General features: G+C 71.0%; 11 protein-coding genes. 5 read left to right on the plus strand and 6 right to left on the minus strand.

Translation table 11 applies throughout. The features are described from left to right. Nucleotides 1-47: 47 nt before the first annotated feature. The 6 genes from ACFQ7Q_RS13760 to ACFQ7Q_RS13785 form a co-directional block, all read right to left on the minus strand. Entirely contained in the window at nucleotides 48-1,949 is a 1,902-nt protein-coding gene (locus ACFQ7Q_RS13760) for an anthranilate synthase family protein (RefSeq protein WP_383553763.1), read from the minus strand. Continuing rightward, a complete protein-coding gene (locus ACFQ7Q_RS13765; protein ID WP_383553765.1) occupies nucleotides 1,946-2,569 on the minus strand; it encodes an isochorismatase family protein in 624 nt (207 codons plus the stop codon). Before ACFQ7Q_RS13765 ends, ACFQ7Q_RS13760 begins: the two co-directional genes overlap by 4 nt. 48 nt (nucleotides 2,570-2,617) lie before the next feature. Beyond that, nucleotides 2,618-3,388 carry a 2,3-dihydro-2,3-dihydroxybenzoate dehydrogenase gene (locus ACFQ7Q_RS13770; protein ID WP_383553768.1) on the minus strand — a complete coding sequence of 257 codons (771 nt, stop codon included), beginning with the start codon at nucleotides 3,386-3,388 and terminating at the stop codon, nucleotides 2,618-2,620. A 46-nt stretch (nucleotides 3,389-3,434) separates the two neighbouring features. Further along, on the minus strand, nucleotides 3,435-4,607 hold the full coding sequence (locus ACFQ7Q_RS13775; RefSeq protein ID WP_383553771.1) for a 3-deoxy-7-phosphoheptulonate synthase: 1,173 nt from the start codon (nucleotides 4,605-4,607) through the stop codon (nucleotides 3,435-3,437). Between the two features lie 252 nt (nucleotides 4,608-4,859). Further along, nucleotides 4,860-6,299, minus strand: a complete 1,440-nt coding sequence (locus tag ACFQ7Q_RS13780) for a multicopper oxidase family protein (protein ID WP_383553774.1) — start codon at nucleotides 6,297-6,299, stop codon at nucleotides 4,860-4,862. Between the two features lie 615 nt (nucleotides 6,300-6,914). Then, complete coding sequence (locus ACFQ7Q_RS13785; RefSeq protein WP_383553777.1) at nucleotides 6,915-7,457, minus strand: SRPBCC family protein; 543 nt, start codon at nucleotides 7,455-7,457, stop codon at nucleotides 6,915-6,917. A 249-nt stretch (nucleotides 7,458-7,706) separates the two neighbouring features. On the opposite strand from ACFQ7Q_RS13785, the gene ACFQ7Q_RS13790 reads away from it, so the two are divergent. The 5 genes from ACFQ7Q_RS13790 (at nucleotide 7,707) to wrbA (ending at nucleotide 13,978) form a co-directional block, all read left to right on the plus strand. Then, nucleotides 7,707-9,407 (plus strand): carboxylesterase family protein, encoded by a 1,701-nt coding sequence (locus ACFQ7Q_RS13790; RefSeq protein ID WP_383553779.1) that lies wholly within the window; start codon nucleotides 7,707-7,709, stop codon nucleotides 9,405-9,407. Nucleotides 9,408-9,451: 44 nt separating this feature from the next. Continuing rightward, the gene (gene asnB / locus ACFQ7Q_RS13795) at nucleotides 9,452-11,308 is read left to right on the plus strand and encodes an asparagine synthase (glutamine-hydrolyzing) (protein ID WP_383553781.1); all 1,857 of its coding nucleotides are present in this window, start codon (nucleotides 9,452-9,454) and stop codon (nucleotides 11,306-11,308) included. 130 nt (nucleotides 11,309-11,438) lie between these two features. Continuing rightward, nucleotides 11,439-12,332: an MIP/aquaporin family protein gene (locus tag ACFQ7Q_RS13800; protein ID WP_383553784.1), complete on the plus strand. Its 894-nt coding sequence runs from the start codon at nucleotides 11,439-11,441 to the stop codon at nucleotides 12,330-12,332. 30 nt (nucleotides 12,333-12,362) lie between these two features. Beyond that, the gene (locus ACFQ7Q_RS13805; protein WP_383553786.1) at nucleotides 12,363-13,229 is read left to right on the plus strand and encodes an arylamine N-acetyltransferase; all 867 of its coding nucleotides are present in this window, start codon (nucleotides 12,363-12,365) and stop codon (nucleotides 13,227-13,229) included. 131 nt (nucleotides 13,230-13,360) lie between these two features. Further along, entirely contained in the window at nucleotides 13,361-13,978 is a 618-nt protein-coding gene (gene wrbA, locus ACFQ7Q_RS13810) for an NAD(P)H:quinone oxidoreductase (RefSeq protein WP_362372138.1), read from the plus strand. Nucleotides 13,979-13,988 lie beyond the last annotated feature (10 nt).

Consider the following 13,988-nt stretch of genomic DNA (forward strand, 5'->3'; position numbering starts at 1 on the left):
GCCGGGATCTCCGGCGGCGCCGCGTCGTGTGTGCCCCTGTCGCTCCGCTACCGCGCCGCCGGCACCGCGCCGCTCTTCACGAGCCCGCCCAGCATCGACGCGACGATCCGCGGACCGCTCTGGGTGAGCACGGACTCGGCGTGGAACTGCATCGACGCGAAACCCGCGCCGCGCAGCGCGTGCACCTCGCCGGTCTCCGGGTCCCGGCTGACCTCGACCGGGCCGAACTCCGGGTGCAGGAAGGAGTCCTCGGCGCAGCGCGCGGCGAAGGTGTTGTAGAAGCCGACCCGTTCGCGCGCGCCGAAGAGGTCGATCTCCTTCTGGACGCCCTGGTTGGGCACGTCCCGGCGGGCGAGGTCGAGACCGAGGCGCAGGCTGAGGACCTGGTGGCTGAGGCAGACCGCGAGGAACGGCCGGCGCTCGCTCAGCAGGCCGGCGACGGCCGACCGCAGATGCGTGATCTTGGGGTGTCCGGCCTCTCGCGGATCGCCGGGGCCGGGGCCCATGATGACGAGGTCGTAGCCGTCGAACCCGTACTCCTCGTCGAAGCGTCGGACCGTCACCTCCGGGCCCAGTGCTCGGACCTGCTGTCCGATCATGGAGGTGAACGTGTCCTCGGCGTCGACGATCAGGACGCGCTGTCCGGCGAGGGCGGGATCGGGCCGGCCGCGGCCCGACTCCTCCGCCAGCCAGAAGCCGGCGATGGTGGCGTTGCGCCGCTCCAGCGCCTCCCGTACGCGCGGGTGGGCGCGGAAGCGGGAGCCGCCGTCGTCCTGGAGCGCGGAGAGCAGCCCGGCGGCCTTGGCACGGGTCTCGGCGACCTCCGACACCGGGTCGGAGTGGCGCACCAGGGTCGCGCCGACGCCGATGGAGAGCCGGCCGCCCGCGTCGATGTCGGCGGTACGGATGAGGATGGCGGAGTCCATGGCCCGGCCGCCGAGCGCGTCGCGGCCGATGAGGGCGGCGATCCCGCTGTAGTAGCCCCGGCCCCGGGGCTCGTACTTGGAGATCACCTTGCAGGCGCTCTCCAGCGGTGAGCCCGTCACCGTCGGGGCGAACAGCGTCTCGCGCAGGATCTCACGCGGGTCGCGGTCGGTCTGGCCCTCGATGAAGTACTCGGTGTGCGCGAGGCGGGCCATCTCCTTGAGGTACGGGCCGACGACCCGGCCGCCGCCCTCGCAGATCCGGGCCATCATCTTCAGTTCCTCGTCGACGACCATGTACAGCTCGTCGGCCTCCTTGCGGTCGGCGAGGAAGTCGAGGACGCCGGGGAGCGTGGGGCCGGAGGCCGGGTAGCGGTACGTGCCGCTGATGGGGTTCATGACGGCGGTGCCGTCGGCGAGGCTGACGTGCCGCTCGGGGGAGGCTCCGACGAAGGTGCGCTCGCCGGTGTGGATGAGGAAGGTCCAGTAGGCGCCCGACTCGCGTTCCAGGAGCCGGCGGAAGAAGGTCAGCGCGCTGCCGGGGCCGTAGTCGGTGATCTCGACGGTGAAGGAGCGGCGGATGACGAAGTTGGCGCCTTCGCCGGTGCCGATCTCGTCGGCGATCACCCGGCGCACGATCTCGGCGTACGCGTCGTCGTCGACGTCGAAGCCGCCGTCGGCGAGGGTGATCGGGACGTCGGGGATCGCGGCGAGGACGGTGTCCAGCGGGACGGTGGTCTGCTCGGTGACGCTCATCGCGATGAGCGGGGCGCCGTCGTCGGTCCGGTCGTAGCCGCGTTCGCCGATCTGGCGGTACGGGACGACGGCGAGGACCTCGTGGCGCGCGGTGCCGGGGCCGTCCTCGCGCAGCGGGAGGTCGGCGAGGGTCTCGGGCAGCGAGATCTCGCCGGTGAGCAGGTCGAGTGCGCCGGGTCCGGTGGTCTCGGGCCGGTGCAGCACGGCGAAGGCGGGCGGGTTCGGGCCGAGGATCCGGCTCAGCAGGTCGGCGGGGGCCGGTGTGTTCACCCCAGCACCTCCTTGGCGGTGGTGACGACGGCGCAGCGTTTGGCCGCGTACGCGACGGCCGACTGGTGCTCGGCCTCGGTGAAGTCGCCCACGGCGTCGGCGACCAGGAAGGTCTCGATGTCGTGGGTGAACGACTCGACGGCGCTGGCGAGCACGCCGATGTGGGCGTAGACCCCGCAGATGATCAGCTGGTCGCGGCCGTGGAACCGCATCCGCTCCAGGAGGTCCGTCCTGAAGAAGGCGCTGTAGCGCCACTTGGTGAGCAGCCAGTCGCCCGAGGCGGGCGCGAGCGGCTCGACGATCTCGCGGTCGGCGGGGTCGAGGCGCATCCCGGGGCCCCAGAAGTCGGCGAGCAGACCCCGCTGTTCGGGGGTCATGCCGCCGGGCTGCGCGGTGTACGCGACGGGGATGCCGTGGGCCGCGCAGCGGTCGCGGAGCAGGGCCGCGTTGGCGATGATCTCCTCGCGCAGCGGCGAGGGGAACGGCGCCAGGAAGTAGCGCTGCATGTCGTGGACGAGCAGCACGGCGCGGGCCGGGTCCACGGTCCAGTGCGGGGTGACCGGCGGCAGGGCGCCGGCCGTCGGCAACGGATAGGCCTCGATGGGGGGTATCCCGGCCATGACCGTCCTCTCGTGACGTGTGTGCGGTGTACGCGGGTGAGGAGCTGCTCAGACGCCGAGGGACGCGCCGCCGTCGACGGTGAGGTCGTGCAGCGTGATGTGGGACGCCTGGTCCGACAGGAGGAAGACGACGGCCTCGGCGATGTCGGTCGGCAGCGCCAGCTTCTTCAGCGGGATCCCGACGCGGAACGCCTCGGGGCGGCCCTCGATCGTGCCCTGGGGCCCGGTCTCGTCGTGCCACATCGAGGAGAGCATCGGGGTGTCCGTGGAGCCGGGCGCGACCAGGTTGCAGCGGATGCCGTAGGGCGCGACCTCCAGGCCCAGTGACTTGGTGAAGAGGGAGGCGGCGGCCTTGGAGGCGGCGTACGCGGCCATCTCGGTGCGCGGGGTGTTGGCCGCGTTGGAGGCGACGGTGACGAGGGCGCCGGAGCCGCGCGGGATCATCCGGTCGACGACGGCGCGGGAGACCTGGAAGACGCCGGTGGCGTTGACGGCGAAGGTGGCCGCCCAGTCCTCGTCGGAGAAGGTGCGGACGGGGCCGAGGCGCAGGACGCCGGCCGCGTTGACGAGGTAGTCGAGCGGGCCGAGGCGCCGCTCGGCCTCGTCGACCAGGGCGGTGACCTGGGCGCTGTCGGTGACGTCGGCGGGGAACGCCTCGACGGGCAGACCCTCCACGACGAAGGCCGCGACGCGCTGCTTGAGCGTGGACTCGTCCCGGTCGACGGCGGCGACGGTCACACCGCGCTCGGCGAGCGCGCGGACCACCGCGGCGCCGATGCCGCCCGCGGCGCCGGTGACGAGGGCGATCTTGTCCTGCATCTCACTACCTCCGTGGTTCCGGTACGGGATAAGGGGCGGCCGGGATTCAGGCGCGCCAGGCCGAGATGGCGGTGACGGCCTGTCCGGGGTTGAGCCGCGGGTCGCAGAAGCTGGTGTAGTACTCGCCGCAGCGGCCGACCCACTGCTCGCCGAGGACGCACTCGGTGACGTCGTCGGGGGTGGTCTCCAGGTGCACGCCGCCGGCGATGCCGCCGGAGGAGCGCACCGCGAGCTGGAACTCGGAGATCTCCCGCTCGACGGTGGTGGTGTAGCGGGTCTTGAGTCCGCCGGGGGCGGTGACGGTGTTGCCGTGCATGGGGTCGGTCAGCCAGATCACCGGGTGGCCGGCGGCGCGGACCGCCTCGACGAGCGGCGGCAGCTTCTGGGCGACCTTCTCGGCGCCCATGCGGGCGATGAGGGTGAGCCGGCCGGGCTCGCGGGCCGGGTCGAGGATCTCGCAGAGGGTGAGCAGTTCGTCGGGGGTCATGCCGGGTCCGACCTTGCAGGCGACCGGGTTGACGACCTCGGCGAGCAGGGCGACATGGGCGCCGTCGGTCTGGCGGGTGCGTTCGCCGATCCACGGGAAGTGGGTGGAGGCGAGCAGCAGCCGGCCCTCGTCGTCACGGCGGAGCATCGGCACCTCGTAGTCGAGGAGCAGGGCCTCGTGGCTCGTCCAGACCGGTGGGTCGATGACCGGGCGGCCGACGGGCTTGCGCCAGCCGAGGTGGCCCATGATGTCGTTGGCGGCCATGTAGCCGGTGAGCAGGCGCAGCGGGTCGGGGCGGCGGGACTCCGCGTCGGGTTCGGGTCCGTTGACCATGTGGCCGCGGTAGACGGGGAGTTCGAGCTCGCCGACCTTCTCGGTGTCGTTGGAGCGCGGCTTGGCGAACTGGCCGGCCATACGGCCCACGCGGATCACCGGCTTGTGCGTGATCATCTTCATGGCGCCGGCGAGCAGGTCGAGGACGGCGGCCTTGCGGGCGACGTGCTGGGCGGTGGACTCGTCGGGGTCCTCGGAGCAGTCGCCGGACTGGACGATCACGGCCTCGCCCGCGGCGACCCTGGCGAGCAGGGTGCGCAGGGTGTGCACGTCCTGGGGGCTGACCAGGGCGGGGCGGACGCTCAACTCCTCCCGTACGCGCTCCACCTGCGAGGCGTCGTCCCACACGGGCTGTTGCAGAGCCGGCCTTCGCCGGATGTCGAGCAGAGTGTTGTCCACAGGGAGTCTCTCCTAAGACGACAGGACGACGGGTGCGGGTGGGATTCATCGAGGCGGAGATCCGAAAAGGGCCGGCCGGGCGGTCACCGAACCGGTCCGACGAACCGGTGTCCTGCAAATGGGTGTGCCGCGACTGGGCCGGCCGGCCCGTAATTCCCTCGAATCATCCGTCGTTGACTGGCTCGCGGCCAATGGTGTCGGCCGCACTCCGTCAAGTGGCCGGAGAATCCATCAGGTCGGTTGGTCCGCTGTTCACACGACTTCCATCTGGGCCATCATTCCCATGGCCGCATGGTCGAGCATGTGGCAGTGGTACAGGTACTTTCCGCGATGGCTGTCGAATGTTGCCTGGAACTTCACCGTCTCGCCGGGCATGACGCGGATCGTGTCCTTGAGTCCCGCCTCGGCAGGACCGGGCGGATTTCCGTTGCGTTCCAGTACACGGAACTGCACCAGGTGAATATGGAAATTGTGCGGGATGGCTTGATTGCTGTTGGTCACCGTCCAGATTTCCGAGCCGCCCCAGGGGACGGTGTTGTCGATTCGGTGGTGGTCGTAGACCTTTCCGTCCATGTAGCCCTGCGGGGCGGGACGGCCGTCCTCGTCCATGCTCATGACGACGGTCCGCCTGCCGGTGACGGCCGGCAGCGGGGGCAGGGTGCGCAGCGTGGCGGGTACGGCGCTGGGGTCGGACGCGGTCTTCACCACGTCGAAGCGCAGCACCTTGCCGGTCAGTTCGGCCGGCCCCGGGCCCTCGGTGTTCTCCAGGACGAGCTGGGTGCCGACGGGATAGCGGGAGAAGTCGATGACGACCTCCGCGCGTTCGCCCGGCGACAGCGCGACGGTGTCGGTGGAGAAGGGGCGCTCCAGAAGGCCGCCGTCGGAGCCGATCTGGATGAACGGCGAGCCGTCCGCGAGCCGCAGGGTGAAGAACCTCAGATTGGTGGAGTTGAGCAGCCGGAAACGGTACTTGCGGGCCGCGACCTGGAAGTACGGCCAGGCCCTGCCGTTGGCCATGATGGTCGACCGGCTGCGGAAGTCGTCCATGGTGTAGACGAGTTGCCCGGCGGTGTCGAAGTGCCCCTCGCGCAGCATGATCGGCACGTCGTACACGCCGGAGGGCAGCGGGAGCGCCTTCTCCTCGGCGTCGGTGAGCAGGTAGAACGCGGAGAGGCCGCGGTAGACGTGCTCGGATTCCATGTGGTGGGCGTGGTCGTGGAGCCACAGCGGGGCGTGGCCCTGCTGGTTCGGGTAGTGGTACGTGCGCACGCCGCCGGGGGCGATGGTGGCCATCGGGTCCCCGTCGTGCTCGGGGGCGACGTGCCCGCCGTGCAGATGGATCGAGGCCGGCATGTCCAGCTTGTTGTACTGGTTGATGACGACCGGACGGCCGGAGGTGGCCCGGATGAGCCCGGGGAAGCCGCCGTTGAAGGTGAAGACCTCGGTGAGTTGTCCGGGCAGGATCTCCTTGGTGGTCCGCTTGATCGAGATGTTGTAGGTGTCGACGCCGTTGGGGGTCGAGCTGGGCGCGATGACCTGCGGCAGAGGCATCGGCCGGGTGAAGAACGCGACGGCGGTCGCGTCGGCCGCGGTGGCCGATGCCGCGCCGAGCAGCGGGGTCAGGGCTGCGCCGGTGGCCATCGTGCCGCCTGTCGCCAGGGCGGCACCGATGAACCGTCGTCTGGAAAGCATGGGGATTCCCCTCGTCATGGGCGCGCCCTGTGCGCACCCGTATCTCCGTGCTCTGTGGGGGGACGTGGGGGGCTGTGGGGGTGTGGGGGTCTGACGGCCCCGGCGCGCGACGGGCGCGGGGGCGGCTCGTGGGGGCCCGGCGCGGTCGCGGGCGGGGGCGCGGACCTGTACGCGGGGCGGTTCCCGGTACGGAACACACTCCGGCGCGCGACGGGCGCGGGCGGTGTGTGTTCCGGTGCGGACGTGAGGCCCGCGGGCGGGGGTCGCGCGGGGGCTTGAGGCCCGCGCGCGGCGTGGCGGGGCGGTTCCCGGTATGGGCTTGAGGCTGCCGGCGCGTCGCGGGGCGGGCGGTTCCCGGTGCGGGCTTGGGGCCCGCGCGCTGCGGGCCGGGGCGGGTTCCCGGTGTGGGCTCACGGCCCGGGGCGGGATCCCGGTACGGACGTGGCGCGTCGCGGGGCGCGGGCGGGTTCCCGGTGCGGGCTCACGGCCCGGGGCGGGGCGGACGCGCGGGGGCGGTTTCCCGGTACGGGATGGGGCCCGGGCCGGCCGGGCGTGCGTCGGGCCGGCCCTTGAGGGGCCGGCCCGTCGATACGTCGTTCCTGGTGGCGGTGGGCGTCAGTCCTTCTCGACGACGACCTTGATCCTGCCCAGGGTCTCGGTGACGTCCCGGGTCATCTTGGCCATCCAGTCGGAGATGAACTTCTGCTTGTCGGCCTCGTTCATGTCCTTGGTGATCTCGTGGATTCCGGGCGACGCGTATCCCATGCGGAACGTCTGGGACAGCGTGGCGCCGTTCTCCGTGGGCTCGATGAGGAAGGACCAGGTGAGCTCCTGCGGCTCACCGGTCTTGGAGTGGATCTTCCAGCGGAACACACGGCCGGGGGTGGTCTCCGCGACCTCCGACTTCGTGTGCCAGATTCCGCGGATGAGCGGCGCCCAGGACACGATGTCGTCGCTGCGGAAGTTCTCTCCCTCGAAGATCGAACCGACCTTCCCGGGCTCTCCGGACAGCCACCGGCCGCCCTGGAGTTCCGAGCTCCACTCGGAATGCCGCTGCATGTCGCTGACGATCGAGTAGATCTTGTCCGCGGAGGCCGCGATATGAATCTCGGCACCCAGCTCGAAAAGGGGGCGGGAGTCCAGAATCGACGTTGTCATGCCTGGATCCTGCCGATCCCCACGGATGTGCTCAAAGGTTCGGGCGTGAATCCGTCAGGTCACCGTGACACCACTTCGGATGCCGCTCCGACTGACCTGACTGAGTACGCCGAACCGCATTGGCCGAGGCCAGGACGTACGGCACCCTCGCATCGTCGTCACTCTTCGACGCGCCAAGTCTTTTGGCATTCGCATACCCGGGGAGTTTTGTTTATGGACCGGTCGGGAGTTGGACATGAGCCGCCACCCATGCCACGGAGACGTACGGTCGTCGCGGCCGCCGCAGCGGTGGCGACGGCGGTGACCGTACCGGGCGGCGTGGCCTCGGCCGCGGAGAGGGACGGCGGCGTGCGGACCGGTGGCGCCGCGGAGACCACGAGTGTCGTCACCCGTGTCGGCGGCGGTCTGATCAGGGGCGAACGGTCCGGCGGCCTGTCCGTCTTCCGGGGGGTGCCGTACGCCGCTCCCCCGGTCGGTGAGCTGCGCTACCGCTCGCCGCGCCCGGTCGCCCCCTGGCGCGGGGTCCGGGACGCGACCACGTTCGCGCCCGTCTCGTACCAGTCGTACCTGCCGGGCTCCAGCGAGGACAGCCTCTACGCGAACGTCTGGACCCCGGACACCGGCGGCGCCCGGCCCGTCGTGGTCTACATCCACGGCGGGGGCTGGTTCCTCGGCGCCGGCAGCGAGCCGGACTTCGACGGCGCCCGGCCCGCCGCCCACGGCGACATGGTCGTGGTCACCTTCAACTACCGCCTGGGCGCCCTCGGTTGGGGACTTCACGAGGACCTGCTCGACGACCGCACCGGCGGCTGCTCCAACTGGGGCCTGCAGGACCAGGTGGCGCTGCTGCACTGGGTGCGCCGCAACGCGGCCGCCTTCGGCGGCGACCCCGACAACATCACCCTGGCCGGCACCTCCGCCGGCGGCTCCTCGACGTGGCAGCTCGGGCTCCTCCCCGAACTGCGCGGCACGGTGCGCCGGATCGTCCCGATCAGCGTCAAGCACGTCTGGGAACCCGCGAGTTCGATGAGCCGGGAAGACTCCCACCGGGTCTTCGAGCTGGTCGCACGCAAGCTCGGCACCACCGTGCGGGGCCTGCGCTCCGTGCCGGCCGCCCGGCTCAAGGACACCTGGGAGAAGATCTTCTCCGGCAGCCCCGTCGACCGCGAGATATCCACCTGGCGCGAGTACCAGGGGCCGGTCGTCGACGGCCGCTGGATGCTCGGCCACGACTTCGAGCTGCCCACCCCCGAGCTGCCCACCCTGTCGATCTACGGCCGGACCGAGGGCACCTTCTTCACCACCGGGCCCGGCTACCCCTTCCCCGGCCCCCACCCCACCGACGACGAGAGTCTGCGCACCGCGATCCGCGCCGTGCTGCACAAGGGGGCGGCCCATGTGGCCGACACCGAGGTGGACGCCACGATCTCCGCGTACCGCAGGGCCGCGGCGATCGACGGGCTCCCACAGGGCCCGGTGTCCGTCTGGGGCGCGATCTGGGGCGACAGCCTCTTCCGCTACCAGATCACCCGGCTCGCCGAACGGCAGGCCACGGAGCGGCCCGACGTGCCCAGCTATCTGGTGGAGTTCGCGCACCCGGTCGCCCCGCCGCTGACCGGCACCCCGCACGAGGCCACGTCCAAGTTCCTCTTCGGCACCTACGGCTCCGAGGTCAACGCCCCGCACTACGGCGACGGCCCGCTGGAGCGCCTCGTCTCGGACACCTTCATCGACCTGGTGTCCTCCTTCGCCCACGGCCGGACCCCGAGCAGCCCTAACGCGCCTGCGGTACCGGTGTTCTCGCCGGAGCGGCCGTCCACGCTGATCCTCGGCGGCGAGCGGGTCGCCGAGATCGGCGAGCGCTCCGCGCTGCGCCAACTCGCCCACTGGGACACCGCCGGCTGGGTCCCGGTCCCGAGGCCCGCCTCGACGACCGCCCCCCGCTCCTGACTCCGTACACCCCGCTGATCATTCGAGAAAGGACCTGAGGCGCCATGTGCGGACTCACCGGCTGGGTCGCCTACGACCACGACCTGACGCTCGGCGGCGACACCGCCGAGGCCATGACCCGGACCCTGGAGTGCCGGGGCCCGGACGACGGCGGCATCTGGCTCACCCGGCACGCCGCCCTCGGCCACCGCCGTCTCTCCATCATCGACCTGGAGAACGGCCGTCAGCCCATGCACGCCGTCCCCGGCGACGACGGGCAGCCCGTCCTCGTCTACACCGGCGAGGTCTACAACTTCCGTGAGCTGAAGGAGGAACTCGTCGTCCTCGGGCACGAGTTCCGCACCGCCTCCGACACCGAGGTCGTGCTGCACGCCTACCTGGAGTGGGGCGAGGAGTTCGCCGAGCGCCTCAACGGCATGTACGCGCTGGCGATCTGGGACCCGCGCAGCGAGGAACTCCTCCTGGTCCGCGACCGGATGGGCGTCAAGCCGCTCTACTACTACCCCACCGCCGACGGCGTCCTCTTCGGCTCCGAGCCCAAGTCGATCCTCGCCCACCCCGAGGTCGAGGCCGTGGTCGACGCCGAGGGCCTCGCCGAGATCTTCGCCATCATCAACACCCCCGGCCACGCGGTCTTCAAGGGGATGCGCGAGGTCGTCCCCGGCACGTCCGTCCGCTTCACCAGGGCGGGCTCCACCACCCGTACGTACTGGACGCTCCGGGCGCGCCCGCACACGGACGACCTCGACACCACCATCGCCACGGTCCGCGGGCTGCTCGAGGACATCATCGAGCGGCAGCTGATCGCCGATGTGAAGGTCGGCACCCTGCTCTCCGGCGGTCTGGACTCCAGCGCCGTGACCGCGCTCGCCGCGAAGGTGCTGCGCGACCAGGGCTCGGACGAGCGGATCACCGCCTTCTCGGTCGACTTCAAGGACCACGGCGAGACCTTCCGCGACAACGGCATCTGGATGGACCCGGACACCCCGTACGCCGTCGACGTCGCCGCGCACTCCGGCGCCGAGCACGTCGTCGTGGAGCTGGAGAACCACGACATCCTCGACGAGGACGTCCGCGCGGCGGTGCTCCGCGCCCAGGACCTGCCGGTCTCGACCGGCGACATGGAGCACTCCCTGTACCACCTGTGCAAGGCGCTCAAGGAGCGCGTCACGGTGGCGCTGTCGGGCGAGGCGGCCGACGAGATCTTCGGCGGCTACAACTGGTTCTTCGACGAGGAGGCCGTCAACGGGGACACCTTCCCCTGGTACGACGCCTGGCGTCGCCTCGGCGGCCTGGACACGATCAAGGACATCGGGCTCTGGGAACGGCTCGGCATGGAGGAGTACGTCAAGCGCCGGTACGCCGAGTCCCTGGAGTCGGTCCCGCGGCTCGCCGGCGACTCCCGGCACGAGGAGCGGATGAAGGAGCTGACCTGGCTCAACATCCAGCACTGGGAGAAGTTCCTGCTCGACCGCAAGGACCGGATCTCGATGTCCACCAGCCTTGAGGTCCGGGTCCCGTTCACCGACCACCGGCTCGTCGAGTACGTCTACAACGTGCCCTGGGAGATGAAGAACTTCGACGGCCGGGAGAAGAGCCTGCTGCGCGCGGCGTCCGCGCACGTGCTGCCCCAGTCGGTCCTGGAGCGGAAGAAGAGCCCGTACCCCTCCACCCAGGACATCGAGTACGTCACCGCGCTGCGCGCCAAGGTCGAGGCGCTGCTCGCCGACGACTCCCCGGTGCTGCGGCTCGTGTCGCGCGAGGGCATCCGGCGGCTGCTCGACAGGCCGCTGGCGGAGTACTCGGCGCTCGGCGGGCTCTGGGGCACCCGGGCGGTGATGGAGCGGCTGGTCGAGTTCAACGCCTGGGCGCTCGACTACAAGGTCCGTATCGAGCTCTGACCTGCACGTTCGCCCCACTGCGGCGTCGTGCGCGGCCTTCGGGCCGTGCGCGGCGCCGCGGACGCATGTGTACGCCACGCCCCACCCGCGCCGCCTGTACCGACCGCATCACAGCTGGGAGTTGGTCACCATGACCCACAGCAGTCGTCACCGGGCTCCCCGCAGGGAGCTGCTCTCCCCGCGCGCCCGCACCGTCGTCCTGGAGTTCCTGATCACGGCGGGGATCCTCTTCCTCATCGTGACCACGTCACGCTGGATCTTCGCTCCGGACGCGCCCCTCGGCTCCGTGCTGAAGGGGCGGGCGGCGTTCGTCGCGCTGGGGATCTTCTTCGGCGTCGTCAACACGGCGATCATCCATTACTCGATGTCCCGGAAGACCGCCGGGCACATGAACCCCTCGGTGAGCATCGGGCTGTGGCTGCTGCGGGTCTTCCCCGGCCGGGACGTCCTGCCGTTCTGCGTGGCCCAGATGACCGGGGCCGTGGCCGGCGTGGGGCTGGCACGGCTGGTGTGGGGCGGGCACGTGGGGCTGCCCCAGGTCGGCTGGGCGGCGGTGGCGCCGCAGCCCGGCTGGGGCTTCTGGGGGGTGCTGACGGCGGAGACGGTCGGTCAGCTGATCTGCATGACGCTGGTGGCGGCGCTGCTGATCCGGCCGCGCTGGGAGTGGCTGATACCCGGGGTCGTCGGGCTCTGCATCACCGGCTTCATCATGATCCTGGGGCCGCTCTCGGGCGGCTCGGTCAATCCGGCGCGTCAGTTCGGACCCGCGCTCTGGGCCGGGAACTTCGGCTTCCTCACCGCGTATCTCATCGGCCCCGTCCTGGGCGCGGCGCTGGCGGCCGGCCTCGCCGCGGCGCTCAGGCCGCCGGTGGAACCGCCCGCGGCGGGCGGCCGCGGCGAGCACACCCTCGGCCCCGTCGAGGACATGGTCCACCCGGTCGTCGAGGCGGCCGTATGCCCCGACACCATCCCGCCCGAGCTCTTTCGGGAGCGCCCCGCGCACGACGACCCGTACCGCATCTGAGCATCTGAACACCTGATCCAGGAGACAGCCATGTTGGGAACCTACGGACTGCCCGTCGCCGTCGAGACCGATCCGGAGTGGCAGAGCGAGCTCCTCGACCTCGACGCGTATCTCGCCCGGATCGGCTTCACCGGGCCCCGCACCCCCACCGCGGACACCCTGCACGGGGTCCTGCGCGGCCACATGGACGCGATCGCGTTCGAGAACATCGACATCGCGCTGGGCCGCCCGGTCTCGCTCGACCTGGACCGGATCCAGGACAAGCTCGTACGGGCGGGGCGCGGCGGCTACTGCTACGAGAACAACCTGCTGCTCGCCGCCGCCCTGGACCGGCTCGGCTTCCCCGTGACCCGTCTCCTCGCCCGCATCCGGCAGGGAGAGACCAGGCGTCGCTTCCGTACGCACACGGTCCTCCTGGTCCGTGCGGACGACCAGGACTGGCTGGCGGACGCCGGCTACGGCTACAGCGGCCTGATGGAGGCGCTGCCGCTGCGGGACGGGGCGGTCTCCTCGGTCGCGGACTGGACCTGGCGGCTGGCGGCCGACGGGCCCGACTGGGTGGTGCGGATCCCCGAGGAGGGGGCACACGACGGCTGGTTCGACATGTACTCCTTCCGTCAGGAGCCGCAGTTCCGGATCGACTTCGAGGCGGCGCACTATCTCTCCTCGACCCGGCCCGGCTCCCCGTTCGTCGGACAGCTGGTCGCCCAGAAGGAGACGGAGAAGGAGCGCCGGCTGCTGCGGGACAAGTCGTTGGAGATCCGGTACGCGGACGGGCGCGTCGAGCGGCGCGAGCTGAGCGCCGCCGATACGGTGTGCGCGCTCGGAGAGCTGTTCTCGATCGAGCTGAACGACGACGACGAGCGGGCTCTGCTGCGGTTCTTCGCCGCGAAGTGACATCCGGGTGCGGAACTTGACGGACTTTCACCGTCTGCGTGGAAGGCCGCCGTCCCGTTCGGAGAAGGTCGCGAAAGGGCCCTTCCGTTCCGTAGCAGGCCCCCCAGTCCACACCAAGGAGCAGGTCCGACATGACCAACGTCGCAGTCATCTACTACTCGTCGACCGGCAATGTGCACACGCTGGCGAACGCCGCCGCGCAGGCCGCGGAGAAGGCCGGTGCGGAGGTGCGGCTGCGGAAGGTGGCGGAGCTGGCCCCGCAGTCGGTGATCGACACGAAGGCGGAGTGGGCCGAGCACGTCCAGGCCACCCGTGACGTGGAGGTCGCCTCGCTCGACGACCTGGAGTGGGCCGACGTCGTGCTGATCGGCACGCCGACCCGCTTCGGTCTGCCGGCCGCGCAGATCAAGCAGTTCATCGACACGACCGGTGGCCTGTGGGCGCAGGGCAAGCTGGTCAACAAGGTCGCCGCGTCGTTCACGTCGACCTCGACCTCGCACGGTGGCCAGGAGTCGACGCTGCTCGCCCTGAACAACACCTTCTACCACTGGGGTGCCATCATCGTGGCGCCCGGCTACGCGGACCCGGTCCAGTTCGCCCCGGCCAACGGCAACCCGTACGGCGCCAGCAGCGTCTCGGCGAACGAGGCGAGCAACGTGGCCGGCGAGAACCTCGCCGCCGTCGAGTTCCAGACCCGCCGCGCCGTCGAGATCGCCACGGCGCTGAAGAAGGGCTTCGCCGCCGTCTGACGGCCGGCCC

It is taken from the genome of Streptomyces sp. NPDC056527, assembly GCF_042794475.1.
GTDB lineage: Bacteria > Actinomycetota > Actinomycetes > Streptomycetales > Streptomycetaceae > Streptomyces.